General features: G+C 68.9%; 33 protein-coding genes and 2 pseudogenes. 12 read left to right on the forward strand and 23 right to left on the reverse strand.

Going from position 1 to position 25,804, the window contains the following annotated elements:
• Positions 1 to 43: 43 nt before the first annotated feature.
• From BLT45_RS07080 to BLT45_RS07100, 5 genes are read right to left on the reverse strand one after another with little or no spacing between them, the layout of a single operon-like run.
• Positions 44 to 529 (reverse strand): hypothetical protein, encoded by a 486-nt coding sequence (locus BLT45_RS07080; RefSeq protein WP_093296822.1) that lies wholly within the window; start codon positions 527 to 529, stop codon positions 44 to 46.
• A gap of 39 nt (positions 530 to 568) precedes the next feature.
• Positions 569 to 823: a cell division topological specificity factor MinE gene (gene minE, locus BLT45_RS07085; protein ID WP_093296824.1), complete on the reverse strand. Its 255-nt coding sequence runs from the start codon at positions 821 to 823 to the stop codon at positions 569 to 571.
• Between the two features lie 2 nt (positions 824 to 825).
• Positions 826 to 1,635 carry a septum site-determining protein MinD gene (minD, locus tag BLT45_RS07090; protein ID WP_093296826.1) on the reverse strand — a complete coding sequence of 270 codons (810 nt, stop codon included), beginning with the start codon at positions 1,633 to 1,635 and terminating at the stop codon, positions 826 to 828.
• 43 nt (positions 1,636 to 1,678) lie between these two features.
• Positions 1,679 to 2,449: a septum site-determining protein MinC gene (gene minC / locus BLT45_RS07095; RefSeq protein WP_175455751.1), complete on the reverse strand. Its 771-nt coding sequence runs from the start codon at positions 2,447 to 2,449 to the stop codon at positions 1,679 to 1,681.
• Positions 2,450 to 2,451: 2 nt separating this feature from the next.
• Complete coding sequence (locus tag BLT45_RS07100; RefSeq protein WP_093296830.1) at positions 2,452 to 3,048, reverse strand: GNAT family N-acetyltransferase; 597 nt, start codon at positions 3,046 to 3,048, stop codon at positions 2,452 to 2,454.
• Positions 3,049 to 3,230: 182 nt separating this feature from the next.
• Between BLT45_RS07100 and BLT45_RS07105 the strand changes: the two genes are divergently transcribed.
• The 5 genes from BLT45_RS07105 to BLT45_RS07125 all read left to right on the forward strand — a co-directional run bounded on the left by BLT45_RS07105 (position 3,231) and on the right by BLT45_RS07125 (position 7,644).
• A complete protein-coding gene (locus BLT45_RS07105) occupies positions 3,231 to 4,472 on the forward strand; it encodes a sensor histidine kinase (protein ID WP_093298653.1) in 1,242 nt (413 codons plus the stop codon).
• Positions 4,469 to 5,110 (forward strand): response regulator, encoded by a 642-nt coding sequence (locus BLT45_RS07110; RefSeq protein ID WP_093296832.1) that lies wholly within the window; start codon positions 4,469 to 4,471, stop codon positions 5,108 to 5,110. The genes BLT45_RS07105 and BLT45_RS07110 overlap by 4 nt, the downstream gene beginning before the upstream one ends.
• A 177-nt stretch (positions 5,111 to 5,287) precedes the next feature.
• Positions 5,288 to 6,451 (forward strand): polyketide cyclase, encoded by a 1,164-nt coding sequence (locus BLT45_RS07115; RefSeq protein ID WP_093296834.1) that lies wholly within the window; start codon positions 5,288 to 5,290, stop codon positions 6,449 to 6,451.
• 145 nt (positions 6,452 to 6,596) lie between these two features.
• Complete coding sequence (locus BLT45_RS07120; protein ID WP_093296836.1) at positions 6,597 to 6,965, forward strand: DUF423 domain-containing protein; 369 nt, start codon at positions 6,597 to 6,599, stop codon at positions 6,963 to 6,965.
• 4 nt (positions 6,966 to 6,969) lie between these two features.
• Positions 6,970 to 7,644, forward strand: coding sequence for a DNA-3-methyladenine glycosylase family protein (locus tag BLT45_RS07125; protein WP_093296838.1), 675 nt, complete (start codon positions 6,970 to 6,972; stop codon positions 7,642 to 7,644).
• A 15-nt stretch (positions 7,645 to 7,659) separates the two neighbouring features.
• Here the strand turns inward: BLT45_RS07125 and BLT45_RS07130 are convergent, their stop codons facing one another.
• The 8 genes from BLT45_RS07130 to BLT45_RS18615 are packed head-to-tail and all read right to left on the reverse strand — an operon-like array spanning position 7,660 to position 11,501.
• Complete coding sequence (locus tag BLT45_RS07130) at positions 7,660 to 8,382, reverse strand: DUF4328 domain-containing protein (protein WP_139187955.1); 723 nt, start codon at positions 8,380 to 8,382, stop codon at positions 7,660 to 7,662.
• Between the two features lie 35 nt (positions 8,383 to 8,417).
• Positions 8,418 to 9,254: a M15 family metallopeptidase gene (locus BLT45_RS07135; protein ID WP_093296840.1), complete on the reverse strand. Its 837-nt coding sequence runs from the start codon at positions 9,252 to 9,254 to the stop codon at positions 8,418 to 8,420.
• Between the two features lie 9 nt (positions 9,255 to 9,263).
• Entirely contained in the window at positions 9,264 to 9,809 is a 546-nt protein-coding gene (locus tag BLT45_RS07140) for a PH domain-containing protein (RefSeq protein ID WP_093296842.1), read from the reverse strand.
• A gap of 22 nt (positions 9,810 to 9,831) precedes the next feature.
• Positions 9,832 to 10,011, reverse strand: coding sequence for a DUF4177 domain-containing protein (locus tag BLT45_RS07145; RefSeq protein WP_093296844.1), 180 nt, complete (start codon positions 10,009 to 10,011; stop codon positions 9,832 to 9,834).
• The gene (locus BLT45_RS07150) at positions 10,008 to 10,208 is read right to left on the reverse strand and encodes a type II toxin-antitoxin system antitoxin (RefSeq protein ID WP_093296846.1); all 201 of its coding nucleotides are present in this window, start codon (positions 10,206 to 10,208) and stop codon (positions 10,008 to 10,010) included. The genes BLT45_RS07145 and BLT45_RS07150 overlap by 4 nt, the downstream gene beginning before the upstream one ends.
• Entirely contained in the window at positions 10,205 to 10,480 is a 276-nt protein-coding gene (locus BLT45_RS07155) for a hypothetical protein (protein WP_093296848.1), read from the reverse strand. The genes BLT45_RS07150 and BLT45_RS07155 overlap by 4 nt, the downstream gene beginning before the upstream one ends.
• A gap of 13 nt (positions 10,481 to 10,493) precedes the next feature.
• Positions 10,494 to 11,357, reverse strand: coding sequence for an SPFH domain-containing protein (locus BLT45_RS07160; protein WP_093296850.1), 864 nt, complete (start codon positions 11,355 to 11,357; stop codon positions 10,494 to 10,496).
• Between the two features lie 21 nt (positions 11,358 to 11,378).
• A complete protein-coding gene (locus BLT45_RS18615) occupies positions 11,379 to 11,501 on the reverse strand; it encodes a hypothetical protein (protein WP_256385814.1) in 123 nt (40 codons plus the stop codon).
• Between the two features lie 123 nt (positions 11,502 to 11,624).
• On the opposite strand from BLT45_RS18615, the gene purT reads away from it, so the two are divergent.
• Together purT and BLT45_RS07170 are read left to right on the forward strand one after the other, a co-directional pair.
• Entirely contained in the window at positions 11,625 to 12,809 is a 1,185-nt protein-coding gene (gene purT / locus BLT45_RS07165) for a formate-dependent phosphoribosylglycinamide formyltransferase (protein ID WP_093296852.1), read from the forward strand.
• Positions 12,810 to 12,819: 10 nt separating this feature from the next.
• Positions 12,820 to 13,131 (forward strand): hypothetical protein, encoded by a 312-nt coding sequence (locus tag BLT45_RS07170; protein WP_093296854.1) that lies wholly within the window; start codon positions 12,820 to 12,822, stop codon positions 13,129 to 13,131.
• Here the strand turns inward: BLT45_RS07170 and BLT45_RS07175 are convergent.
• From BLT45_RS07175 to BLT45_RS07185, 3 genes are read right to left on the reverse strand one after another with little or no spacing between them, the layout of a single operon-like run.
• Positions 13,121 to 14,323: an endonuclease/exonuclease/phosphatase family protein gene (locus BLT45_RS07175; protein WP_093296856.1), complete on the reverse strand. Its 1,203-nt coding sequence runs from the start codon at positions 14,321 to 14,323 to the stop codon at positions 13,121 to 13,123. The genes BLT45_RS07170 and BLT45_RS07175 overlap by 11 nt on opposite strands.
• Positions 14,324 to 14,369: 46 nt before the next feature.
• Positions 14,370 to 15,095, reverse strand: a complete 726-nt coding sequence (locus BLT45_RS07180; RefSeq protein ID WP_175455752.1) for an arginyltransferase — start codon at positions 15,093 to 15,095, stop codon at positions 14,370 to 14,372.
• Positions 15,092 to 15,676, reverse strand: coding sequence for a phosphatase PAP2 family protein (locus BLT45_RS07185; protein ID WP_093296861.1), 585 nt, complete (start codon positions 15,674 to 15,676; stop codon positions 15,092 to 15,094). The genes BLT45_RS07180 and BLT45_RS07185 overlap by 4 nt, the downstream gene beginning before the upstream one ends.
• A 141-nt stretch (positions 15,677 to 15,817) precedes the next feature.
• Here BLT45_RS07185 and BLT45_RS07190 point away from each other — a divergent pair.
• Positions 15,818 to 16,440: pseudogene (locus tag BLT45_RS07190) on the forward strand (hypothetical protein); the annotation flags it as partial.
• A 22-nt stretch (positions 16,441 to 16,462) separates the two neighbouring features.
• Positions 16,463 to 16,543 (forward strand): annotated as a pseudogene (locus tag BLT45_RS18680) (hypothetical protein); the annotation flags it as partial.
• Between the two features lie 45 nt (positions 16,544 to 16,588).
• Here BLT45_RS18680 and BLT45_RS07195 read toward each other — a convergent pair.
• From BLT45_RS07195 to BLT45_RS07215, 5 genes are all read right to left on the reverse strand, one after another.
• Positions 16,589 to 17,734: an RNA polymerase sigma factor gene (locus tag BLT45_RS07195; RefSeq protein WP_093296863.1), complete on the reverse strand. Its 1,146-nt coding sequence runs from the start codon at positions 17,732 to 17,734 to the stop codon at positions 16,589 to 16,591.
• A gap of 90 nt (positions 17,735 to 17,824) precedes the next feature.
• Complete coding sequence (locus tag BLT45_RS07200) at positions 17,825 to 19,042, reverse strand: RNA polymerase sigma factor (RefSeq protein ID WP_093296865.1); 1,218 nt, start codon at positions 19,040 to 19,042, stop codon at positions 17,825 to 17,827.
• 80 nt (positions 19,043 to 19,122) lie between these two features.
• Positions 19,123 to 19,626 (reverse strand): putative signal transducing protein, encoded by a 504-nt coding sequence (locus BLT45_RS07205; RefSeq protein WP_093296867.1) that lies wholly within the window; start codon positions 19,624 to 19,626, stop codon positions 19,123 to 19,125.
• Positions 19,627 to 19,636: 10 nt separating this feature from the next.
• A complete protein-coding gene (gene tesB, locus BLT45_RS07210) occupies positions 19,637 to 20,551 on the reverse strand; it encodes an acyl-CoA thioesterase II (RefSeq protein WP_093296869.1) in 915 nt (304 codons plus the stop codon).
• 57 nt (positions 20,552 to 20,608) lie between these two features.
• Entirely contained in the window at positions 20,609 to 21,181 is a 573-nt protein-coding gene (locus BLT45_RS07215) for an N-acetylmuramoyl-L-alanine amidase (RefSeq protein ID WP_093296871.1), read from the reverse strand.
• 87 nt (positions 21,182 to 21,268) lie between these two features.
• On the opposite strand from BLT45_RS07215, the gene BLT45_RS07220 reads away from it, so the two are divergent.
• Genes BLT45_RS07220 through rlmKL form a run of 3 tightly spaced genes read left to right on the forward strand, consistent with a single transcriptional unit; the run spans position 21,269 to position 24,436 of the window.
• A complete protein-coding gene (locus BLT45_RS07220) occupies positions 21,269 to 21,760 on the forward strand; it encodes an MOSC domain-containing protein (protein WP_093296873.1) in 492 nt (163 codons plus the stop codon).
• Positions 21,757 to 22,284, forward strand: coding sequence for a YqiA/YcfP family alpha/beta fold hydrolase (locus tag BLT45_RS07225; RefSeq protein ID WP_093298662.1), 528 nt, complete (start codon positions 21,757 to 21,759; stop codon positions 22,282 to 22,284). The genes BLT45_RS07220 and BLT45_RS07225 overlap by 4 nt, the downstream gene beginning before the upstream one ends.
• 16 nt (positions 22,285 to 22,300) lie before the next feature.
• On the forward strand, positions 22,301 to 24,436 hold the full coding sequence (rlmKL, locus tag BLT45_RS07230; protein WP_093296876.1) for a bifunctional 23S rRNA (guanine(2069)-N(7))-methyltransferase RlmK/23S rRNA (guanine(2445)-N(2))-methyltransferase RlmL: 2,136 nt from the start codon (positions 22,301 to 22,303) through the stop codon (positions 24,434 to 24,436).
• 9 nt (positions 24,437 to 24,445) lie between these two features.
• Here the strand turns inward: rlmKL and BLT45_RS07235 are convergent, their stop codons facing one another.
• Both BLT45_RS07235 and BLT45_RS07240 read right to left on the reverse strand, forming a co-directional pair.
• Positions 24,446 to 25,291 carry a chemotaxis protein CheX gene (locus tag BLT45_RS07235; RefSeq protein WP_093296879.1) on the reverse strand — a complete coding sequence of 282 codons (846 nt, stop codon included), beginning with the start codon at positions 25,289 to 25,291 and terminating at the stop codon, positions 24,446 to 24,448.
• Between the two features lie 43 nt (positions 25,292 to 25,334).
• Positions 25,335 to 25,703, reverse strand: coding sequence for a response regulator (locus BLT45_RS07240; RefSeq protein ID WP_093296882.1), 369 nt, complete (start codon positions 25,701 to 25,703; stop codon positions 25,335 to 25,337).
• Positions 25,704 to 25,804 lie beyond the last annotated feature (101 nt).

Genomic DNA, 25,804 nt, shown 5'->3' on the forward strand with positions numbered 1-25,804 from the left:
CGACAGATCGCGCGCCGCAGCGCGCCCGGGTGTCACCGCCGGGTCAGCGGAAGGGTAGCCCGCGCTGCTGCAGGAACGCGCGGGCGTCGTCGGCGTCGTGTTCGAACCACGCCTGTGTCGACCCCAGCCGGTACGTGTACCCCCAGGCATCCATGTCGGCCATCAGCCGTTCGCGCCCCACGCCGGGTAGCGCATCGGCCAGGATGATCTGCAGGCAGCAGGTGGCGTCTTCCTCGATCACCGAGTCGGTGGCGTCGGTGTGCACCTGCGCGCGGCGCTCATCCGGCAGCACGATCAGGTGGCAGGCTTCGTGCAGCATCGAGTGCACGGGCGTGTCGTCGCGCACGTAGACGTTGTGGGCGATCACGCCGGCCTCCGGTTCGCCCCAGAAACTGCCGGGGATCGGTGCGCCCGGGTCCACGTGGTGCAGGACCAGGCCATACCCGGCCAGCAGCGAGGCCGCGTCCGCGAAGGGCAGGCGGCCGACCCGCATCACGGAGGCTTCGGCGTCGGTCAGGGGCGCGTCCATCGGGAACACGGGCGGAGCAGGGCGCCGCCCGTCACAGCGTCAGGTGTTGCCTTCCGGCAGCGCCACGGAGATGTCGAGCACGTCGTGGTCGCCGTCCTTGATCAGGTCCACCTTGACCGCGTCGACGTCGACGTTGACGTACTTCTTGATCACTTCCAGCAGTTCGCGGCGCAGCAGCGGCAGGTAGTCGGGCGCGCCGCGCGAGCTGCGCTCCTGCGCGATGATGATCTGCAGGCGGTTCTTCGCGGTCTCGGCGGTGTTCTTCTTCGCCTTGAGGAAATCGAACAGGCCCATGCTCAACCTCCGAACAACTTGCTGAAGAAACCCTTCTTCTCCAGGGTGGTGAAGCGCAGCGGGCGGTCTTCGCCCAGCAGGCGCGCAACGGTGTCGTCATAGGCCTGGCCGGCCGGCGATTCCAGGTCGAGGATGACCGGTTCGCCCTTGTTGGAGGCGTTCAGCACGTCGCCGGACTCCGGGATCACGCCGAGCGTCTTCAGGCCCAGCACGTCCTCCACGTCCTTGATGCTGAGCATCTCGCCGCCTTCGACGCGCGCGGGGTTGTAGCGGGTCAGCAGCAGGTTGGCCTTCAGCGGCTCGCCGTTCTCGGCGCGGCGGGTCTTGGAATCCAGCAGGCCCAGGATGCGGTCGGAGTCGCGCACGGAGGAGACTTCCGGGTTGACCACCACGATGGCCTGGTCGGCGAAGTACATCGCCAGGAAGGCGCCCTTCTCGATGCCGGCGGGCGAATCGCACACGACGAACTCGAAGCCGTCGTCGGACAGGTCCTTCAGCACTTTTTCCACGCCTTCTTTCGTCAGCGCGTCCTTGTCGCGCGTCTGCGAGGCGGCCAGCACGTACAGCGTCTCGAAGCGCTTGTCCTTGATGAGGGCCTGCTTCAGCGTGGCCTCGCCCTGGGTGACGTTGACGAAGTCGTACACCACGCGGCGCTCGCAGCCCATGATGAGATCGAGGTTGCGCAGGCCGACGTCGAAGTCGATGACCGCGACCTTCTTGCCGCGACGCGCCAGTCCGCAGGCGATGCTCGCGCTGGTGGTGGTCTTGCCGACGCCGCCCTTGCCGGACGTGACTACGATGATTTCAGCCAATGGTGTTCTCCTTGGTCGTTCTTATGTGCGTGGGCGTCGCGCATCAGTCCTGCGCGACGATCTTGAGTTGGTCCTGGTCCAGCCAGATCTGCACGGCCTTGCCACGCAGTTCCTTGGGTACTTCCTCCATCACCTTGTAGTGGCCGGCGACGGCGACCAGTTCGGCATGGAATTCACGGCAGAAGATGCGCGCATCGGCGTTGCCGCGCGCGCCGGCGAGGGCGCGGCCGCGCAGCGCGCCGTAGATATGGATGGAGCCGTCGGAGATGACCTCCGCGCCGGCGCCGACGGTGCTGAGCACGGTCAGGTCCCGGTTCTCGGCGTACAGCTGCTGGCCCGAGCGGACCGGCGTCTTCTGGACCAGGCCCGGCTTGGTCTCGACCGCCTTGGCGGCAGGCGCGGCCTTCGCCGGCGCGGGCTCGGCGGCGGCCGGTCGCGGGGGCGCGGCAGACGCGGGCGCTGGCGAGCCGGATTCGTACTGCGCGCGGAACTTGGCCAGCAGCGGCAGGCCGAGCTGCTCGGCGAGCACCTCGGTCTCACGCGAACCATACGCCAGCGCCACCGGAAGCACTCCGGCGCCGCGCAGGCCATCGATCAGCGACTGCGCCGTCGCCGTGTCGGGCATGCGCGCCAGGCCGCCGAAGTCGACGATGACGGCCGCACGGCCGAACAGCTTCGGCGCGCGCTCGACGCGCTCGCGCATCTCGCGGACGAGCTGGTCGACATCGAGGGTGCGGATGCGGAGGTTGGCGATGCCCACCTGGCCGATCTTCAGTTCGCCGGCCTGTTCGTAGTCCATATGCGTCCGGGTCACGCTCATGTTCCCGTCGGGCGCTGTGCGCCTGCGTCCGCCAGCAGGCGCGTGCGGGTCCAGGGGGTGTCCGGCAGGGCATCGCGGTAGGTGTCGCGCACCCAGGGATAGCTGCACAGTTCCTTCATGAGCATGCTCGCGCGGACGTTCGCTTCGGCCATCACGTGCTGACCGACTTCGCGGAAACCGAAGCTGCCATGGAACAGCAGGGCCGGATCGGCCCCGTGGTCGAGGAAGACCTCGCACGCCAGCTGCGGGTAGCGCAGTTCGGCGAAGCTCTGGACATCGGCATAGAAGGCGCGGCCCACGCCGCCGCCACGCCGGCGGCTGGCGACCACGATGCGGTCGATGTAGAAGAACTGCGGATAGCGCTCGCCGAACCAGGCAAAGTTGCTGCTGTCGTGCCCGGCGCTCGAGCCGAAGCCGACGAGGAAACCGGCGAGGTTGCCGTCGCGCTCGGCGACGCGGAAATACTCGGCCGTCTCGTAGAAGCGACGGACCTTCGCCGAATCCAGCGGCAGGATGGCCAGTCCGGCATTGTTGTTGAGGGCTAGGACGGAATCCAGCTCGTGCTCGCGCACGTCGCGGATGACGATCGACATTACCTGACTCCGTACGGGTCTTGCGGGGTGGCACGCGGCCAAGCGGGGATTATCGCATGGTGGCCCCGAAGCCGGCGAGGCAGCGGGTGAGCGGGGCATGAACCCGGCAGATGCACGCGCGCCGCGGCCGCCATGACTTTAGTTGGGGCATGGCCGCCGGGGATTCCGCCTACTATGCCCGGATGTTGGGACGACTCAGCCATACCCGCCTGCTGCGTGCCGCCGGCCTCTACACATGGGCCCTGGTGGGGATTCCCATCATCCTGAATGTGTGGGTGTTGCCGCCGTCCAGCGGGACCGACGGGCAGGGCGTGAACCTGCCGCTGACCGCGCTGAGCTACTTCGCGTTCGGTGCGGTGTACTGGCTGGCGACCCGGGCACTGGACGGGCGCCGGGACAGCCTGCCGGTGGCCTGGAACGTCCCGTTGGCCATGGTGCTGACGGCGACATCCATCGGGGTGGGCTTCTATACCCAGACCGGCCTGGGGGCCGTGCTGCTGCTGATCATGGCCGGCGTGCTGCCCTGGCTGCTGGAGTTGCGCTTCGCCGTGGCCTGGTTGCTGGCGGCCCACGTGCTGCTCGTGCCGTCGTTCATGGCGCGCGACGATTTCAACTTCTGGGAAGCCCTGTTCCAGTCGATGTTCTACGTGGGCTTCGCCGCGTTCGTGCTGATCACCACCTACGTGGCGCGCCAGCAGGCGCAGGCCCGCGAGGAACAGCGGCGGCTCAATGCGGAACTGCGCGCCACCCGGGTCCTGCTGGCCGAAAGCGCCCGCGTCAACGAGCGCACCCGCATCTCCCGCGAGCTGCACGACCTGCTGGGCCACCACCTGACCGCCCTCAGCCTGAACCTCGAGGTGGCTGGCCACATCACCGAAGGACGGGCACAGGAGCACGTCCGCCAGGCCCATACGCTGGCCCGCCTGCTCCTGACCGACGTGCGCGAAGCGGTCAGCCAGCTGCGCGACAGCGGGGCCATCGACCTGGGTGCTGCGCTGGTGCCGCTGGCCGAGAAGGTCCCGTCGCTGTCCATCCACATGGACATCGAGGAGCCGCTGACCCTGGAAGACCCGCATCGCGCCCACGTGTTGCTGCGATGCACCCAGGAAATCATCACCAATGCCGTACGCCATGCCGCGGCGCGGAACCTCTGGCTGCACTGCCGACGGGACGGGGCCCGGATACTGATCGATGCGCGCGACGATGGCGCCGGCAGCCCGCAGGTGGTCGCCGGCAACGGCCTGACCGGCATGCGCGAGCGCCTGGTCCAGTACGGCGGTGAGCTGCGCATCGAGACCCAGCCGGGGCAGGGCTTCTGCCTGCATATCGCCTTGCCCGTCAGCGAAGCCCCGCCGGCCCTCGCGCCGCTTCCCGTTTCCCCACCCGAACCCACACCCGAGCTCAGCTCAGGAGGAACCCTGTGATCCGTGTCTGCCTGGTCGACGACCAAACCCTGGTACGCCAGGGCATCCGCTCCCTGCTGGCGCTGGACGACGGCATCGAGGTCGTGGCCGAGGCCGCGGACGGCAAGCAGGCCGTGGAGCTCGTGCCCCAGATCAAGCCCGACGTGGTGCTGATGGACATGCGGATGCCGGTGATGTCCGGCCTGGAAGCCCTGCAGGCGCTGGCGCGCTCCGGCCAGTTGCCGCCGACCATCATCCTGACCACGTTCGATGACGACCAGCTCGTGCTCGCCGGCCTGAAAGCGGGGGCCAAGGGCTACCTGCTGAAGGACGTCTCGCTGGAACAGCTGGTCGGTGCGATCCGGACCGTCGCCGACGGCGGCTCCCTCGTCCAGCCGGCAGTGACCCAGCGCCTGCTGTCGGGACTGGAACACATGCGCAACGAATTCGTCAGCCTCGACCGCCCGGATCCGCTGACCGACCGCGAGACCGAGATCCTGCGGCTGATGGCCAGCGGCTTCTCCAACAAGGAGATCGCCAACTCGCTGGGCGTGGCCGAGGGCACGATCAAGAACCACGTGTCCAACATCCTGTCGAAACTGGGCGTGCGCGACCGCACCCGGGCCGTCCTGAAGGCCTTCGAGTTGCAGCTCGTGTGAAGGCGGCCGGATGGCCGCCGCCGACGGCCCCGACACGACGCGGCGGGGCCGCTCCATACGCCCCGGAATAGGGCTGCCAACCGGTGTCAGGTGGGCTGCCCGAAGCCCGGCAACCCTGCTAGGATGCGCGGTGCATTTTTTTCACGGCCGTGGCACCGGCCCCCGGAGACTTCCTGAATGACCCGTTTGATCGAGTTCGTGATTGCGTTGGCGCTGGTTCTGGCGCTGTTCCTGGTGATTGGCCTGGTTCTGCCGTCCTCGCGCGAGCTGCAGGAAAGCGTTGAAACCAACCGTCGCATGACCATCGTGTTCGACACGCTGAACAACGTGCGCCGACTGAAGGACTGGAACCCGCTGATCCCGAGCGCCGCCAACGAGCTGAGCTACTCCGGTGGCGAGAATGACTCCGGCGTCGGCGCCAAGGTCGATTTCAATTCCGCCAATGCCGCCTGGGGCCAGGGCAGCTGGGAAATCGTCGAGAGCGAGCGCCCCGCGCCGTCCGGCGGCCCCGGCAAGATCGTCTACGCGATCACCGACAAGCGCATGGGCACCGACAAGCGCAGCGTCTTCTCGCTGGAGCCGTCGGGCAAGAACAACCGCAACGTCAAGATCACCCAGCAGTACGAAGTGAAGTACGGCTGGAACCTGATCGGCCGCTACGCGGGCATGTACGTCAGCCGCCATGTGGGCGACAGCGTGAAGGCCGGCCTCTCCAAGCTGACCAACATGCTGGCCACCGTGCCGAACTTCGACTACCGCACCGAAGGCAGCCCGCTGACCGACCTGAAGATCGTCGACGTGCCCGCCGAGGACCTGCTGGTCGTCAACGCAGGCAACATCGACCGCACCAACGACGCGATCAAGGCGTCGATCAAGGGCAACCAGGAGTGGATCAAGCGCGTCATGGACGCCAATGGTCTGGTCGCCGCCGGTCCGGTGCGCATCATCACCACCGACTTCGGCACCGAGAAGTACGCCTTCGACGTCGCCCAGCCGGTCCGCAAGGGCAGCGCCGCACCGAAGCCCGATGCCGCGGCCGCCGAGGGCGAAGCCCCGATCGCGGTGCCTGCCGCGCCGGTCGCCTCGACGGGCGAGCTGAAGGTCACGATCCCCTCGGGCGCGCCGGTGACGTACGTCCACGTGGACGCGCGCAAGTCCGCCTTCGCCAGCTACACCGGCTACATGGCCGAACTCGACAACCAGCGCAATGCGTTGCGCGCCTGGGCGGTGACCGCCGGCCACGAAGTCGTGGATCGTCCGTACGAGTCGTGGAAGTCGGGCGTCGACAATTCGTTCGAAGCCGACGGCAAGTTCGACATCTACTGGGCCGTCAAGCACTAAGCCCTCCCGGACGACCGTTCCGGATGGTCAGCTCCACGCCAACGCGCCGCTTCATGCGGCGCGTTGCGTTTGCGGGGTCGCCCTGCCGCAACGGTCCGTCCGCCGCTGGCAGGATGCCCGTCCGATACCGGGGACCCCGGAGCCGATGAACTACGATCGACGTCAACGCAAACCCTCGTTCCTCGCGCTGGGCGGCGGCCTGCTCGCTGCAGGCGCCGTGGGCCTGTCCGCCTATGCCTCGCACGGGATCGCGCTCGCCCAGGCCCAATCGCACGTGCAGATGGCGGCCCTGTTCGCGTTCGGTCATGGCCTCGCGCTGGCCGCGCTGTCCCCCGGCACTACCCGACGCATGGGCAAGCTGGCGCTCGGCCTGCTGTTGCTGGGCACGCTGCTGTTCTCCGGCAGCCTCGTGGGGGGCGCGCTCGCCGGTCTGCCGACACGACTCGCGCCCGCGGGCGGCATCACCCTGATGCTGGGGTGGGTGCTGTGGGCCGTGGACGCGGTGCGTCGCTGACACCATGCCCCGGCACGCGCGCGGCTTCGACACCGAGCAGGCCTGGGACCACCTGGCGCGACGCGACCGCAAGCTCGGCACCTGGATGAAGCGGATCGGTTACATCGAGCCGCAACCGACGTGGCGCAAGCCATTCGATCCCGTGGACGCGCTGGCACGCGCCATCCTCTACCAGCAGCTCAGCGGCAAGGCCGCCGGCACCATCGTCGGACGCGTGGAAAGCGCGATCGGCAGCACGCGCCTGCATTTCGACACGTTGGGCCGCATCGACGACACGGGGCTGCGCGCCTGTGGCGTGTCCGGCAACAAGACCCTCGCGCTGCGCGACCTGGCTGCGCGCGAACAACGGGGCGAGATCCCGACCCTGCGGCAGATGTCGGTGATGAGCGAGGACGATATCGTCGCTGCGCTCGTGCCCATTCGCGGCATCGGCCGCTGGACGGTGGAGATGATGCTGATGTTCCGCCTCGGCCGTCCCGACGTGCTGCCGATCGACGACCTGGGCGTGCGCAAGGGCGCCCAGTTCGTCGACAAGCAGGACGTCATGCCGACGCCGAAGGAGCTGCTCGCACGCGGCGAGAAGTGGGGCCCTTACCGCACCTATGCGGCGCAGTACCTGTGGCGGATCGCGGATTTCGGTACCGAGGCCAAGACGGCGACGAAGCGGTCGCAGGACTAGGTTCGGAAGCCGGCGTCAGCCCGCGAGCGCCTGCAGGCGCTCGGTCTGGCGTTGCCACTGCATGCGGTGCACGCGCGTGATGATCAGCAAGAGGACGAGGCACAGAGGCACATTGATCGCATCGCACGTGATGGAGGCGAGCGCAGCGTCCATTTCCGCCTCCGGCGTGTTGGCCCTCATGGAATTCCGGCCCGCGAAGTTGCTCGTGATGCTGAAGGCCAACCAAAGGAACCACCAGAGTGGAAGCCAGCCGGGAACCTCGGCGTCGTCGACCTTCTCCGGACGAGCACTGGCGCGCCAGATCTCCTTCATGGCCTGGTAGGGCTTCCATAAATTGGCGATGGGAAGGAAGTACCAGCCGACCGACCAGCCCGGTGTGAAATCCAGCTGCCGTGCACCCGCGAAGACGCGTCCGTTCCATGCCGCGCGATAGATCCACATGCCGATGAACACGAACGACGCCATCATGGTCACGAACTGCAGGAGCGTGGCCGCGAGGAACGTCAGGCCCGATTCCGCGTATACGTCGTCGACTGTCCAGCCATTGGCCGCAGCTTCCTCGAACAACGAATACTGTCGCGCCATCACGGCGATCATCAGCAGCGAAACCAGGGCACCGGCGACCAGGCAAGCGCGGCAGACCCAGGTCAGCCAGGTGGGATCCTTGAAGTGCCACGTCGTGTGCGTGGCAGGCGCAGCGATGACGTCCGCCGCGGGCGTTTGGTACGGATTCTCCATGCGATCCCCCTGGTGGCCGGCGTCCGGCCTTGGCTTCAGCGGTCCCCACCGCTGTCATGGCCCAGATAGTACCAATGCCACGGTTCGTACACGATGCCGTGCGGATTGTCGCGCGGGTAACTCATGACGAAGCCGAACCCACCGGCATGGAGGGTGAGCCACGCAAAGGCGGGTGTGCGCTCGAAGGATTCCTCGGCCGGCGGTTCGCCCGGCGTGCCGATGTCGAGCGCGCGGCCGCTGTGGTGTTCGCTGTAGCCGGGCGCCGCGTTGACGGTCAGGATCTGCTCGACGGTCTGTCCGCGCTCCAGTTTGCGTTCGAAGATACCGAGTTGGTAATCGTGGCTGCGATAGCCGGAGATGGCCTCGAGCACGATCCCATCACGCGCAGCGGCCGCGCGCAGTGCCTGCCATCCGCGCGCCGCGGAACGCGTCAGCCAGAGCGGGCGGCGATAGCGGTCACGACCGGCGAAGGCGAGGGAAGCGGGCTCGGCGACCAGCGCCAGGCCCGTGCGCGTGCCATACGCGTCATCGAGCCCCAGCGCATGCAGGCGTTCCTGCAGCGCGTGCAAGGGCAGCAGGCCCTGGGTGTCGGCGTCGAATCCGCGCGCGGCGGCCTCGAACCGCTCCAGGGCGTCCCATGCTTCATCCAGACCGGGTTCGCGGGGCAGGCCCGTCACCAACGGGTGCACACCACGCGCAGACACCGCCGCGAGGTATCGGCCATCGGCCTTGCGGCGCAGGACCGTGTGCGCGCCGGCCAGCACGCGCGCATCCGCATTGCTGCGCACGCGCAAGGTGTCGGCCGGCCACAGCTCGATCTGCGCGGTGTTGAGCAGGACGGATTTCAGCGGCTGGGCAGGCAGGCGGGGCATGCCCGCAGCTTAGCGACGCGGCGTGGGCGCCGCCAGTTCGCGCAGGCGGGCCAGCAGGTCGGCCGGGCGTGCCGGGCTGACCAGTACCAGGCTGCCGTCGCGCAACGGCAGCGTCAGCACGCGTGTGCGATCGGTGACCAGGCAGAACGCCTTCCCGAGGTTGCGCAGGCGGAAATGCCCGGCCTTGAAGCCCGGCAGGCTGAAGCCGTTGGTCTTCAGCATCGGCGAGAGCTCGGTGTGCTCCTCCAGGCTCACCACGCGGGCCTTGTCCAGGTCGATGGACTCCACCGCGAGCTTCTTCGTGTAGAACGTGGCGCGCACCTGCAGCTCGCGATTGTCCAGCACGATCGCGCGTCGCCGCAGCGCGAGCGCGAGGACTGCGCCGACGAGCAGGACGAACGGCACCGTCGACCAGGCCGCGAGCGATGGCGGCGTCTTCGATGCCGTCGTCATCGCGGCGACGATGGCGACGATGGCGAGCACCAGCGGCAGCAACAGCCACCAACCGACGTGGGCGGGTGGCGGGGCGACGGGGAAGTCCTGCGGGTGGTGCATGCGGCGGCTCCGTGCGGAAGGGTCAGGCGGGCTTCTTGAAGAACAGGCGCACCGAGACTTCGTGTTCGATGAAGAGCGTGCTGACCAGCTCCCATCCCTGTGCGCTCATCTTGTCCAGTTCCTGCTGGATGCGATCGGTGAGCTTGCCCGCGAACATCTTGTACGGGACTTCGATGACCTTGTGGTTCCATCGGTGGTTCATGGCGAATCCTTCTTGTTGTCGTCCGGGTTGGAGCCGCTCTTCGGCAGCCGTCCCGCCTTGCGTAGCGCGTCGCGCAGCACGTACTCGATCTGCGCGTTGAGCGAGCGCAGCTCGTCGTCGGCCCAGCGCTGCGCTGCGGTCAGCACGTCGGCGCTGATGCGCAGCGGATAGGCCTTCTTGTCCTGCTTTTCGCTCACCGGCGCTTCCCGTGGCGGCGCAGCTGCAGCACCATCGAGACGATCAGCGCGTTGACCAGCACCACCATCGCGATCACGGCGCCCCGTGCCATGCGGTCGTCGTCGCCCGCCCAGTACAGACCGACCGCGCCGGCCTGGATGGCCAGGCCGATCAGCACCCAGTGCAGGGCCATGCCCCGGGAACGCGGGTCGCGTGCCCGGCTCACCCACGCGCCGATGAGCAGCGCGGGCAGGCCGGAGAGCGCGAGGATGAGCGGTGCGAGCGCGTGCATGGCGTGGCGCCGGTCAGTAGATCGAGCCGGTGTTGACGATCGGCTGGGTGCCGCGTTCGCCGCAGAGCACGACCAGCAGGTTGCTGACCATCTGCGCCTTGCGTTCTTCGTCCAGCTTGACGACGTCGTTCTTCTGCAGCTCGGCCAGGGCCATTTCGACCATGCCCACCGCGCCGGCGACGATCCGCGTGCGCGCGGCGATCACCGCATTGGCCTGCTGGCGCTGCAGCATGGCCTGGGCGATCTCGGGCGCGTAGGCCAGATGGCTGATGCGCGCTTCGATCACGTCCACGCCCGCCTTGCCCAGGCGCTCGGCGATCTGCTCCTGCAGGTGCTGCGAGATCTCCTGCGGATGGCTGCGCAGCGCGATCTGGCCTTCCTCGTGCTGGTCGTACGGGTAGCTGGACGCCATCGCACGCAACGCGGATTCGGACTGGATGTGCACGAAGCTCTCGTAGTCGTCGACGTTGAACACGGCTTCGGCCGAATCGACGACCTGCCAGACGATGACCGCGGCGATCTCGATCGGGCTGCCGTCCAGCTCGTTGACCTTCAGCCGGCTGCTTTCGAAGTTGCGGATGCGCAGCGAGATCTTGCGCTTGCTGAAGAAGGGGTTGTTCCAGCGCAAGCCGTTGTCCTTCACCGTACCGACGTACTTGCCGAACAGGCTGAGCACGGCGGACTGGTTGGGCTCGAGCTTGTAGAGGCCGGCCATCAGGAACATGACGACGAAGCCCAGCACGACGGCCACCACCATGTAGGCGGGCTGCTTGTCGGCGGCGCCCGCGATGAACAACGCAATGACCCCCAGGCCCAGCACCAGCAGGCCGAGCAGGGTCGGGATTCCGGGCAGCGACGACGTGGCGTTCTCTTTCATGGTCTTGGTCTCAGGACGGGATCACAGCAGCGACAGGCCGGCACCCAGCGCGAGCAGGGCGACGGAGAGAAGGAGCAGGCCGGGGACGACCCTGTGCGCCTGGGAAGGCCAGCGGCGCTGGATCTGGTGGATCACATGGAGCATGGTCGGTCCCCGGTCATTGATGGATTAAAAGATATCAATTTGATATCAGATGTCAACAGCCCCGTGGCCGCCGTCCGTCGGGCCGACCGGTACACTGGCGCCCCCTTTCCAGGATCGTCCCCCATGACCACGCTCGGCACCCCGTTGTCCCCCTACGCCACCCGTGTCCTGCTGTTGGGGTCGGGTGAGCTGGGCAAGGAGGTGGCCATCGAGCTGCAGCGGCTGGGGGTGGAAGTGATCGCGGCCGATCGCTATGCCGATGCGCCGGCGATGCAGGTGGCGCATCGCGCGCACGTGCTGGACATGCTGGACCCGGCCGCGGTACGCGCCCTGATCGCGCAGGAACAACCGCACCTGGTGGTGCCGGAAATCGAGGCGATCCATACCGAGACGCTGGTGGCACTGGAAGCGGAGGGCGCCGCCCGGGTGATCCCGACGGCGCGCGCCGCGCGGCTGACGATGGACCGCGAGGGCATCCGCCGGCTCGCGGCCGAAACGCTGGCCCTGCCCACCTCGCCTTACCGCTTCGTCGATACCCACGAGGAATACCGCGATGCGGTGCGCGAGATCGGCCTGCCGTGCGTGGTGAAGCCGGTGATGTCGTCGTCCGGCAAGGGCCAGAGCACGCTGCGTGCCGAAGCGGACATCGACCCGGCTTGGGAGTACGCGCAGACCGGCGGTCGGGCCGGCGCCGGCCGCTGCATCGTCGAGGGCTTCATCGACTTCGAATACGAGATCACCCTGCTGACCGTGCGCCACGCCGACGGCACCTCGTACTGCGAACCGATCGGCCACTGGCAGAAGGACGGCGACTACCGCGAGAGCTGGCAGCCGCAACCGATGTCACCGCGTGCCCTGGAGCGTGCGCAGCAGATCGCCAAGGCGGTGACCGACGATCTCGGTGGCTGGGGCTTGTTCGGCGTGGAGCTGTTCGTGAAGGGCGACGAGGTGTGGTTCAGCGAAGTCTCGCCGCGTCCGCACGACACCGGCCTGGTGACGCTGGTCTCGCAGGAACTTTCAGAATTCGCGCTGCATGCGCGCGCCATCCTCGGCCTGCCGATCCCGGTGATCCGCCAGAGCGGTCCGTCCGCGTCGTGCGCGATGCTGGCGCACGGAACCGGCGTGCCGGTGTTCGGCAATGTGGAAGGCGCGCTGGAAGAACCCGACACGGCGTTGCGCCTGTTCGGCAAACCGCGCGTGGAAGGCCACCGCCGCGTCGGCGTGACGCTGGCACGCGGCGAGGACGTGGACGTCGCCCGTTCCAAGGCCCGGGCCGCCGCCGCGGCCATCACCATCGAACTCAAGTGAGGCGCGCGCGATGAACGGCCATGGCGGTTACGCGGTGTTCTTCTTCCCGCAGGCGCTGGAAGCGCTGGGCGAAGCGATCAAGCCCTATCTGACCAACCAGCCCGAAGGGCCGCATATCTTCTGCAGGGAGATCGACACCGGCGGCGCCTTCACCGAGATGACCCTGGTGGGCAAGGACGCCGAAGGCCACGACGTGCAGGTGGAACTGATGGTGCCCGGCAGCATGATCCGGATGATCGTGTCGGCGCAGAGCGAAGCGCTGTTCGGCTTCGGGCCGCGGCTGGCGACGCCGCCCGGAACATCGGCGCCGCCTACGGCGTAAGGTCCACCCATACGAGGTGATGGTCGCTGCCGTCGGCGATGGCGGCGTCCGGATCGGCTTTCTTCGGCCAGTACACACCGCTGCCGACCAGGGCGAATCCGGTAGAGGGCAGCACGTAATCCAGCCGCATGGCGCCTGCGCGCGGACCGAAGTCGCCGGTCACGTGCGCCGGCGCACCGCGGCGCTGCAGGCCTTTCCCGGCGTAGGCGAGGGCGGTTTCCTCGCCGCCTTCGCTGCGCGGGGTGGCCATGCGCATCACGCGCGGGTGTTCGAGCAGTTCGAGGATGGCGTCGTGGTGGCCATCGCCGTCGACCGGATCGTTGTTGAGGTCGCCGGCGATGACGAAGCGCGCATCCGCCGCGAGGCCGCCGCAGCGCCCCTGGTCGTCGCACAGCCACGGCGTGTCGCCGGCCGAGAGGTATTCGCGCCACAGCCGGATCTCATCGGCATTGCGGTGTCCGTTGCGGTCTTCCGGACCGTCGAACACCGGCGGAGTGGGGTGAGACACGAGGAAATGCACGGTGCCCCGCGGTGTGCGTACCGGCACGTCCCAGTGCGACTTCGACGACAGGCGCAGCTGCGCCCACGTGGTGTCGGGGTAGAAACCGCGGCCCTTGGCCGGGTCGACGGGATTGGTCGCGTCCGGCAGCGTGCTCCAGCGCAGCAGCTGGAACGTGCGCACCTGCGCTTCGTCGATCGGGAACTTCGACAGCACCAGCATGCCGTACTGGCCGGGATGCAGACCGTAGCCCCACGCATCGTTGCCGCGGTCTCGGCCGGTGCCGCCGACAGTGCCGTTGCCGTCCAGGTCCAATCCGCTCGGTACGCCGGTATTGACCGGTGCCAGGTAACGGTACGGATAGCGGAGCGGCTCGCCGCCCGCGGGCTGGGCGACTTCGAGATAGCGCTGCTGGAACAGGTCCGCCGCGCGGTGCGCGTCGTCAAAATCGAATTCGTTCAGCAGCACCAGGTCCGGCCGCACCTTCTGCAGCACGGAGGCGATCTTGCGCGCATGCGCGCTGTCGCCCTGCAGTTCGCGGATCACGCCGCCGGCCTCGTCCGAATACAGCGAGGTGTTGTAGGTGGCCACGCGCAGCGAGCGACTTTCCGGCGCGGCGCCGTCGCGGTGCGGGGCGGCGCTGCAGGCGGCCAGGGCGAGGATCATCGGAAGCAGGGCGGCAAGGGTTCGCATGCGGCCATGATGCCACGCACGGATGACATCCTCGTGCCAGCGCCGCTCATTCGGCGCGGCGCCACTGGCGTCCGTCGAAGTGCTCCAGCGGCCGGAAGCGGCGCTTGTAGTCCATCTTGCGATGGCCATCGATCCAGTAGCCGAGATAGAGGTGCGCATAGCCGTCGCGCTTCGCCCATTCGATCTGGCGGAGGATGGCGAGCGTGCCCAGGCCGCGTGCGTCCAGGTCCGGCTCGTAGAAGGTGTAGACGGCGGAGAGCGCGCCCGGGATGACGTCGGTGACCGCCACGGCGAGCAGGTGGCCGTCCTCGCGAAGTTCCACGAAACGGCCGCGCGACCAGCTGCCGACGAGGAACTGGTCGAACTCGGTCGCGCCGTGGTTGTCCATGCCGCCGAGGGGATGTCGCGCGGACAGGTAGCGTCGGTACAGCGCCAGGTGTTCCTCGCCGCGCAGCGCCGCGACGATGCGCGTCTCGACGCGTGCGTTGCGGGCCGCGCAACGGCGCTGGCTGCGGTCGGGGGCGAAATCCGCCACCGGGATGCGTACCGCCACGCACGCGCGGCACTGCCGGCAATGCGGGCGGTAGACGATGTCGCCGGAGCGGCGGAAGCCCCACGACAGGGCATCGGGATACAGCTGCGGCAGGCGCGGATCGCGCGGGTCCAGCACCAGATCGCGCGCCACCCGATCGGGCCAGTAGCCGCATGGATGCTCGCCGGTGTGGAACAGCCGCAGATCGTCGATGGGGTGGGAGTTCTCGCCCATCGTCATGGCATCCAGCGTGAGGCCAGCGGCCAGAAGGCGGCGCCCGCCACCGAGCCGGCGATCGCACCGGCGACGAGGTCGCGGGGTTCGTGCCGGTGCAGCGCCAGTCGCGACCAGGCGACCGCCGCGGCGAACAGTAGGGCGACGAGCATCCAGACCGTGCCGAGTTCGCGCAGCAGCCAGGCAGCGAACACCGCGAACGCCAGGTGCAGCGACAGCTTGCACCACCGCGCCGTCAGCATCGCGACCAGGATCATCGCGGCCGACAGCGCCATGCCCAGCGCGAACAGGGGCTGCGTGCCGCGCCATGCGACCAGCACGGCACCGGCGGCCAATGCGGCCAGCAGGAAACGGTTCAGATGGCCGCGTTCGTGCCGCGCGCTGGCATCCACGTGGTTCCAGCGCCCACGACGCACCTGCCAGCCCGAATAACCCATGACGAGGGCGGCGAACAGGCCGAAGCCCAGCGCCGACCACAGGGCCGCGGCGCGGTCGCCGCGCGCGAGGGCGATCACGACCACGGCCAGCGGCAGCACCAGCATCGGGTGGCCGAAGATCGAGAGCGCGCGGGCGAGGGCGTGGGACATGCCCGCAGCATACTGCGGCGCCTCCGTCGCGTGGGCCGCGACCGTCCGCCGGCTGAACGCGTCCGTCAGCGCGTCAACCGTGGTCGTGTGCAGGCGTTTTCCCTGCCAGTGGCGCAGCTCGCGCCGCGTCTTCAGGAGAACATGATGAATCGCAAGACCCTGCTTTTCGTGGCCGTCCTGGCCGCCCTCGGCGCCGGTTCCGCGCTGGCCGCCACCCAGGCGGGCGACGCGCACAAGCCGGCGCGCGCGAGCCTGGACAAGAACAACGATGGCGTGATCGACAAGGCCGAGGCCGCCGCGCACCCGCGCCTGGCCGAACGCTTCGCCGAGCTGGACAAGAACGGCGACGGCAAGCTCAGCGCCGAGGAACGTCCGCATCGCAAGGGCATGCGCGGCCCCGGCCGGCATGGTGGCGGCGAGCGCGGCGGGATCGCCTTCAAGAAGCTGGACACCGATGGCGACGGCAAGGTCAGCCGCGCCGAAGCGGCGGCCGATCCGAAGTTCGCCGAGCGCTTCGACACGCTGGACGCGAACAAGGATGGCGCGATCGATCGCGTCGACCGTGACCTGCGCGGCAAGCAGCGCCGCGATGCATGGTTCGCCAAGGCCGACGCCGACAAGGACGGCAAGCTGACCCGCGCCGAGATCGACCAGGCCGATGCCGCGCGCCGTGCCGAAGCCCAGCAGCGCATGCAGGCGCGCATGGACGAGCGCTTCGCGACGGCGGACGCGAACAAGGACGGCCGCCTGTCGCGTGACGAAGTGAAGGACAGCCGTCTGGCCAGCCGCTTCGACGCGCTCGACACCAACAAGGACGGTTTCCTGTCCAAGGCCGAGTTGGCGGCAGGCAAGCCCGTCCGCCGCTGAGGGAAACGACGTGCACCCGGCGTCCCGGGTGCACGTCGCGTGGTTTCAGAATTGCAGCCGGCCCGACATCACCAGGCCGGCCAACAGGCCGGCGGTCGCCAGCGTGAATCCCAGTACGCAGCCCCACACGCGCCAGATGCGCTGGCGCCGCATGCGGCGGCGCTCGCCTTCGGGATCGCGCAACAGGTCACGGGCCTGCCGGCGTTGCAGGATGCGCGGTAGCCAGCGGCCCGACGTCCAGCCGATGACGGCCATGTAGGCCAGGGTCAGCGCCATGTGCGGCATCCAGCCGGGCACCAGGGCCAGCGCGCTGATGCCGACGATGAAGAGCAGGATGGCGAGCGTGTTCACCGTGCCGTAGCGCAACAGCGCGTCGCGTTCGCGCGTGTCCAGCGGATCGCGCAGGTACTTGCGGATGCCGAACCACACCGCCCCGATACCCACCAGGGTGCCGAAGGCCGTCGCGCCGAGCGCGCCACCCAGCAGTTTGATCAGGCCCTTGCCGGCGACCGCACCGCCCGTGCCCAGCACCACCGCGCCCGCCGACGGCGGCGCCGTGATCGCGAGCATGCCGAGCACGCCACTGGCGAACGCGGCCGAGGGCGCCGACGTGCGCGCGAAGTCTCCGAAGCGCGTCATCAGTTCGTCGCGCACGTACTGGCGCGCGCGCGACAGGCGCTTGCGCACCGCGGCATCGGTGATGCCGAGCAGCGCGGCGACCTGCTGCGAGCGCTGGCCTTCGCGGTAGTACAGCAACAGCACTTCGCGGCTGTCCTCCGGCAGGGCGGCGATCACTTCGCGCGCTGCTGCTTCCTGTTCGGTCTGCAAGAGCGTTTCGGCCGGCGTGGGCGCGGTGTCGGCGGCCAGCGTCAATGCGATCTCGGCGGTTTCGCCCGTCATCGGCCTGCGCCGCTGCGCGCGCAGGTGGTCACGGGCCAGGTTGCGGGTGATCTCGCGCAACCAAGGCAGGAAGCTGTCCGGATTCTTCAGCGTCGACAGCTGCCGCCAGCCTTTCAGGAAGGCCTCCTGCGCGATGTCTTCGCTGGCCTGCACGTCGCGGGTGATCGCCAGGGCGATGCCGGTGACCGCGTTCTGGCACAGCGCGACCACGCGGCCGTAGGCGGCCTGGTCACCGCGCGCGGCAGCGGGCAGGGCATCCCGCAGGGAAAGTTCGATCGCCAGGGTGTCCATCCGCTCTCCGTGTTCCGCCCGGTGCATCCGGGCCCGACAGGCACGACGACCGACGGACCGAAGTGTGACCCACCGCGGCGGGCCGCGGCACTACAGCGGCAGGCGGCCGGTGCGCACCAGCACGAACAGGATCGCGCCGACCGCGAGCAGGCTGCTCAGTGCCACGGCCTTGCGGCCGATCACGTAGTCGTAGCCGCGCTTTCGCTTCGCGTTCGACGGATGGGTCAGGATCGGGTCCATGATCCGCGGCAGCGTCACCAGGTACTGGTAGTTGAGCGCGCACATGCCCACGACCATGACCGTCGCGATCGCCACCCAGCCGCGGCCGAGCACCGTCGCCAGCATCAGGCAGAACAGCCAGGCCGAGCCGGTGATGGTGTTGAGCGCCATGAACCGGCGCACCTGCAACCGTTCCTGCGCGGTCTGGCAGAAGCGTGCGAGGTACCACCAGGTGAAGGCATAGCCGATCAGGCCGCCGACCACGCCGCCCATCGCGCCGCCGAGTGCGAACGGATGCTGGGTGATCTGTTCGAAGATCACGCCCAGCGAACCGCCGGCCACGCCGCCGGTGACGCCGCCGGTGGTCACGCCGCCGGTGCCCAGTTTGCCCAGGCCGATCCCGCTGCCCAGCACACCGCTGCCGATCACCGTCGCCGCACTCGCCGCCGGCATCGCGCCGACCAGTCCGCCCAGCACGATCATCGTGAACGCGGCGCCGGGCGCGGTAGTGCGGGCGAATTCGCCGAAGCGCTGCATCAACTCGTCGCGGACCATGCTGCGCGCGCGCGACAGGCGCTTGCGCACGGCGGCATCGCTCAAGCCGAGCAGCTCGGCGACCTGCTGCGAGCTCTGGCCCTCGCGGTAGTACAGCAACAGGGTTTCGCGGCTGTCCTCGGGCAGCGACGAAATGATCTCGGTGGCGACGATCTCTTCTTCGGTCTGCAGCAGATGTTCGGACGGCGTCGGGCCGGGATCGGCGGCCATGCCGATCGCGATCTCGGCCGCTTCGCCCGACATCGGACGGCCGTGCTGCGCGCGCAGCCAGTCGCGGGCGAGGTTGCGGGTGATCTGGCGCAGCCAGGGCAGGAAGCTCGCGCTGTTCTTCAGCCGGTCCAGCTGCTGCCACGCCTTGAGGAAGGCTTCCTGCGCGATGTCCTCGCTGGCCTGCACGTCGCGCGTGATCGCCAAGGCAATCGCGGTGACCGTGTTCTGGCAAGCGTGGACGATGCGGCCGTAGGCCTCCTGGCTGCCGCGCGTGGCGGCGGGCAGTTCGGCTTGCAGCATCAGGTCCAGGGCAAGGGCGTTCATGGCGTCAGGATCATCGGGTGGGCTGATGACCCTGACGTGCCGGGAGGACGGATGTGACCGATCGTCCCGGACCCATGCCTTCAGCCGCCGGTGGCGGGCTGGATGCGGATGCGATCTTCTTCCGGTGCCTCATCCACGGGTGCCGGCGGCGCTTCCTGCTGCGGCACGGGAACAGGGACAGGGGCTGGCGGCGGAACCGGCCGCCGCATCCACATGATGGCGGCGGCCAGCGCGATCAGCGCCAGCAGGATCAGGCGGATGCGCCAGGCCCAGGAACGCTGCGGCGTGGCAGCGGGTTCCTGGTCGCTGCGGAACGACAGCGAGGGGCCGTAGCCCGGGCGCGTGGTTTCCATCAGGCCGGCGTCGCGCAGCAGTTCGCGCGCGCGCGGCTGGTCTTCGGCATGGCGCACCCAGACCGCAGGCTGCAGCTGCGCCTTCACCGGCTCGGTGTAGCTGAACTGCCCGCCCCGCTTGCTGTGGTACGAGCGGCCGTTGCTGATGAAGACCGGAATGCCCGCGTCATTCAGCAGCTTGGCCACGCCTTCGACGGTCTCGATGCGCTGGCTGGAGAACACTTGCCGCATGCGTAAGCCCTCAGTCCTTCGCCGGCACGGCGGAGGCCGCTTCGGCGTCCGGCACCACGCGGATCAGGCCTTCCTGCGCGGTGCTGGCGACCAGGCGACCCTGGCGGTCGAAGATCTGCCCGCGCGCCAGGCCACGCGAACCGCTCGCGCTCGGGCTGTCGATCGAATACAGCAGCCAGTCGTCGGCGCGGAATGGTCGGTGGAACCACAACGCATGATCGAGCGAGGCCATCTGCACGTTCGGTTGGTAGTAGCTGATGCCGTGCGGATACGTCGCCGTGCCCAGCAACTGGAAATCGGACGCGTAGGCGAGCAGGGCGCGATGCAGTTCGGGCGAATCGCCGACGGGCTCGCTCAGACGGAACCACACCTGCTGGAACGGCGGACGCTTGGGCGGGTTCAGTTCGTCGCGTGGGTACACGTGGCGGAACTCGAACGGGCCGCGCCGCGACAGCCAGCGCTGCACCTTCGGCGGCAGCGTCGCCATGACCTCGGCCGGCACCGGCGGCGCGGGCGGGATGTCTTCGGGCTGCGGCACTTCCGGCATCGACAGCTGGTGCTCGGCGCCTTCCTCTTCGGCCTGGAACGAGGCGGCGCAGAAGAAGATCACGCGGCCGTGCTGGATCGCGGTGACGCGGCGGACCGAGAAGCTGCCGCCGTCGCGCGTGCGGTCCACTTCGTAGACGATCGGTGCCTCGATGTTGCCGGCGCGGAGGAAATAGGCATGCAGCGAATGCGCGCGGCGTTCGTCGGCGCTGCCGCCCACCGTGGCCTGCGCGGCCGACAGGGCCTGGCCCAGCACCTGGCCGCCGAACACGTACTTGGTGCCGATGTCGCGGCTCTGGCCGCGGAACAGGTTGTCTTCCAGCCGCTCCAGCGACAGCAGTTCGATCAGCTCGGAGACGACGGGTTCGGGTGCGGGCACGGCAGGGCCTGGAGTCTTGGCGAAGACCGATTATACCGGCCGCCCGTGCGCGGCCCGTCAGGGCAGCAGCCGCTCCAGCGGGGTGGCGCGCATCACCGCATCCCACGGGAACAGCGGGCCGGGGTCCATCTTGCGCGGCACGGTGACGGTGGGGTCGTCGCTGGCGGGTTCGCGCGCGGTGTCCAGGTCTTCGTGCCCGGCGATGTAACGCAGCGAGGGCAGCTCCCGCCTCAGCCGCTCCAGCAGCGCGGTCAGCGCAGCGATCTGCGCGTCGGTGTAGGGCTCGTCCATCGTCTGGCGGGCGGCCGACAGCCAGTCCGGATAACGGCCGGTGTTCACCAGCTCGATACCCACTGACCGTGGGTTGTAGCCGCGCACGTGGTGGGCGATGCGCTGCGGGCGCACATAGACGTGCACGCTGCCGTCCCGGTCGATGTAGTAGTGGCCGCTGTTGCCGGTGCCGGACGCGTGCAGGATGCGTTCGCCGTACTGCCGCGCCAGCGCCATGTCCGGCAGTTCCGTGCAGTGGATGACGACCAGGTCGATCTGCTCCAGTGGGCGGGCTTCCAGCGCCTGCTCGTACGGCAGCAGGTCCACGTGCGGGGCGAAGACGGGCAGGTCGGTGCTCATGCTTCGATGCTAGCAGGCGGGGTGGGGGACGGGCCGGGGATGGGCCGGTCCGGTAAACTGGCCGCCTTTCCGACGCGCGGGTTTCCCATGCCGCTCAACCCCGACTCCCCCCTGGCCAAGCTCATGGCCACCCTGCCGCGTGCCGGCAAGGTGGAGTGGATCGGCCTGCGGCCGGCCCGCGATGAGGTCATGGTGGCTACCGACGCGGTCGAAGCCGTCACCGGCGGCGGCCTGGTCGGCGACCGCTACAAGGGCGGCAGCGGCAAGCGCGGCATCACCCTGATCCAGGCAGAGCACCTGCCGGCCATCGCCGCGCTCGCGCAGCGTCCGGACCTGGCGCCTTCGCTGCTGCGCCGTAACGTCGTGGTGTCCGGAATCCCGCTGATCGCCTTGAAGGAACGCCGCTTCCGAATCGGCACCGCGGTGTTCGAGGGAACGGAGGACTGCGATCCCTGTTCGCGGATGGAAGACGCGCTGGGCCCGGGCGGCTACAACGCGATGCGCGGCCATGGCGGCCTGTGCGCGCGCATCGTCGAAGGCGGCACGTTCCGCATAGGCGATCCGGTGGAGCCGCTCTGATGCGTGGCCACTGCATCCTGTCGCATGGCTTCGAGAGCGGCCCCGACGCCACCAAGGTCACCGCGCTGGCGGACGTGGCCGAGCGCCTGGGCTGGAGCCACGAACGGCCGGATTACACCGATCTCGATGCCCGCCGCGATGTCAGTTCGTTGGGCGATGTCGTCGCGCGCCTGGAGCGCCTGCGCATGCTGGCCCAGGCCGCCGCGTCGCGTGGGCCGGTGGTGCTGGCCGGTTCCAGTCTCGGCGCCTACATCGCCGGTCGCATTTCGCTGGAGGTGCCGGTGCGCGGACTGTTCCTGATGGCGCCGCCGATCAGCATGGGCCCGTTGCCGATGCTGGATGCCGCCGCGGTACCGATCTCGGTCATCCATGGCTGGGATGACGAACTGATTTCCGCGCAGGCCGTGGCCGATTGGGCGCATGCGCGTCGTGCCCGCCTGCTGTTGGTCAACGACGGGCATCGCCTGTCCGACCATGTCGCCGCTTCGGCGGATGCATTCGGGCAATTGCTCGCCGCTCTCTGACGTATCGAGGTTTTCTTTGAAGTTCTTCGTCTCCTGCGCCAAGGGCCTGGAATACCTGCTCGCCGACGAGCTGCTTGCGCTCGGCGTGCCCAAGGCCACCGCCACCATCGCCGGCGTCAACGCCGAGGGCGAGCCGGTGGATGCGCAGCGCGCCGTGTTGTGGTCGCGCCTGGCCAGCCGCGTGCTGTGGCCCATCGCCGAGTTCGAATGCCTGAACGAGCAGGCGCTTTACGACGGCGTCATGGCGATGGCCTGGGAGAACCACACCCGGCCGGAACTGACGCTGGCGGTGGACGCCCACGTCTCCGGCGAAGCCATCACCCACGCGCGCTACGCCGCGCAACGGGTGAAGGATGCCGTGGTCGACCGCCTGCGCCAGCAGGGTCTGGAGCGGCCGTCGGTGGACGTGGAGCAGCCCGACGTGCGCATCAACCTGTCGCTGCGCAAGAACCGCGCGACGATATCGATCGATCTGGGCGGTGGCCCGATGCACCGCCGGGGCTGGCGGCAGGCGCAGAACGAAGCGCCGCTGAAGGAAAACCTGGCTGCGGCCGTGCTGATGCGTGGCGGCTGGCCGGCGCTGTACCACGAAGGCGGCGCGCTGCTCGACCCGATGTGCGGCAGTGGTACGCTGCTGATCGAAGGCGCGCTGATGGCCGCCGACGTGGCCCCGGGCCTGCAGCGGCATGGCAACGCGTTGCCGACCCGCTGGTCGGGCTTTGATGTGGCGGCGTGGCGCACGCTGTTCGCCGAGGCCGTGCAGCGTGAAACGGAAGGCCGCAAGGCCCTGCGGCCTGCGTTCTTCGGCAGCGACGTCGACCTGGGCGCGATCCGCGCCGCGCGCGACAACGCGGTACTGGCTGGCCTGGCCGGCCAGCTGCAGTTCGAGACCCACGATGTGGCGCAGTTGCCCGCACGCGAAGAGCCGCGGGGACTGGTGGTCTGCAACCCGCCCTACGACGAGCGTCTGGCGGCCGACGCCGATCTCTACCGTGCCCTCGGCGATGCGCTGCAACGCGCCGTGCCGCAGTGGCGGGCCAGCCTGCTGTGCGGCAATGCCGATCTCGGCTACGCCACCGGCCTGCGCGCGGCCAAGAAATACCAGCTATTCAATGGCGCCATCGAGTGCGCGCTGATCGTCTGCGATCCCGTCGCCGCGCCCGCCCGCGAGCCGCGCGAGGCCAAACCCTTGTCGGACGGCGCGCAGATGGTCGCCAACCGCCTGCGGAAGAACCTGAAGAAGTTCAAGAGCTGGCGCACGCGTGAGGGCATCACCTGTTATCGCGCGTACGACGCCGACCTGCCCGAGTATGCGGCGGCCATCGACGTCTACGAAGAAGAAGGCGGACAGGGCCGGACGTTCCTGCACGTGCAGGAATACGCCGCGCCGGCCAGCATCCCCGAGCACGACGTGCGTCGTCGCTTCAGTGAGCTGCTGGCCGCGACCCGCGAGGTGTTCGGCGTGCCGCAGGAGCAGATCGCGGTGAAGGCGCGCGAGCGCGGCAAGGGCGGCTCCAAGTACGGGCGCATGCAGCAGCGCGACGAGTTCATCGTCGTGCGAGAGTCGGGTGCGTTGCTGCGGGTGAACCTGTTCGACTACCTCGACACCGGCCTGTTCCTCGACCATCGCCCGCTGCGCCGGCGCATGGCGCAGGAAGCGCGGGGCAAGCGGTTCCTCAACCTGTTCTGCTACACCGGCGTGGCCAGCGTGCAGGCCGCCGTGGCGGGCGCCGCGAGCACGACCAGCGTGGACCTGTCCGCGACCTACCTGCAGTGGTGCGCGGACAACCTGGCCGAGAACGGCCTGGGCGGCGCGAAGCATCGCCTGGTGCAGGCCGACGCGGTGCGCTGGCTGGAAGCCGAGCAGGCCGAGTACGACCTGGTCTTCTGCGATCCGCCGACGTTCTCCAACTCCGCGCGCGCCGACGACTTCGACGTGCAGAAGGAGCACGTGCGGTTGCTGCGCGCCGCCGTAGCGCGGCTGGCGCCAGGCGGCATGCTGTATTTCAGCAACAACTTCCGCCGCTTCCGGCTGGACGAGAACGCGGTGGCGGAGTTCGCGCGCTGCGAAGAGATCAGCGCGGGCACGATTCCGCCGGATTTCGAGCGCAACGCCCGCATCCACCGCGCGTGGCGGCTGACGCGGGCGTAACGCCGCGGGTCAGCCGACGATCAGGACGAAGTCGCCGCGCTGCGAGGCCATGGACAGCGCCAGCGTGCTGCCGGTGGCCGTCAGGTCCGCCGCCGAAAGCTGCGTGGACGGCGGCTGCGCGCGGTACGTCGCGTCATCGGGCAACGTGTCGCGGACGACGTAGCCCATCAGCACGTTGACCAGTTCGCCGAGCGCATCCAGGGCCAGCTCGTCATCGCACTGCTCCGGCGTCAGCGAAAGCAGGGCGCAGGCCATCGCCTGCATGGTGGCGCGGCTGCAACCGACGCCGACCAGCAGCGATTGCGAGCCGGACGCGATGCGCACGTGCGCGGTCACGTCGCAGGCCTCGAGCGCGGCGTCGTTGGCGATACCGGCCGCCTGGCACTGGCTGCCCACCAGGCGGGGGAACAGGCGGTTGCAGACGCGGATCGCGCTGGTGACCGCGTCGGCCAGGGTATGGCCGGCGATGCCCAGCGCCAGCGCGTGGTTGGCTTCATCGAGGTCCCGGCGGTGCGCGACCAACTCGGTCTCCAACTGCTCGGCGCTCAGCACGCCCTGGTCGACCAGGATCTGGCCGAACAACTTGCGGCCCTTCTTCTGCGCCGCGAGCAGCACGTCGAGCTGGCCTTCGTTCAGCCAGCCCATCTCGAGCGCGATGTCGCCGAAGCGGCGGTCTTCCGCGCGCTGGCGTTCGTGGATGCGGCGCGCCTGCGTCGCGTCGAGCATGCCGTGGTGCATGGCGAGTTCGCCGAGCAGGGGGTTGGACGCGCGCTGCGCGTCGAGGGCGGCCAGAAGCTGCGCCGAGGTGATGGTGCCGCGTTCCAACAGGAACTGGCCCAGGAATTTCGCTGCCATGGTGGGTCGTCTCGTACGGAAGTGGGAAGGACGTGCGTGCCGGTCAGGCGACCGCTTCGTGCAGCACGCGATCCATCACCTCCGGATCGATGGGTTTCTGCAGGTAGGACCTGGCGCCCAGCTTCAGGCATTCCTCGATGTCGCTCTGCGCGCCCAGCGAGCTGAGGATCACCACGCGGGCATCGGGATCCTGCGCGAGGATCTGGCCGAGGGCCTGCTTGCCGTCGCACTCGGGCATCACCAGATCCATCAGCACCACGTCCGGCTTCAGCGCCTGGTACTGGCTGATGGCTTCGTGGCCGTTGCCGGCCTCGCCCACCACATGGAAACCGCAGTCGTCGAGCTGGCGTGCCGCCAGCATGCGCAACGCGCGCGAATCATCGCAAAGCAGAACCGTCGGACGTGACGTCATTTCAAGATCCCCCTGTGGATCGTGTTGGCCGCGCGCGGATGCGACGCGGGGCGACATGTAGGCCGTATCGGCCGGCCCGGGGAGTTCTTGAGTCGTGCGTG

This window comes from Pseudoxanthomonas sp. CF385 (genome assembly GCF_900104255.1).
Taxonomy (GTDB): domain Bacteria; phylum Pseudomonadota; class Gammaproteobacteria; order Xanthomonadales; family Xanthomonadaceae; genus Pseudoxanthomonas_A.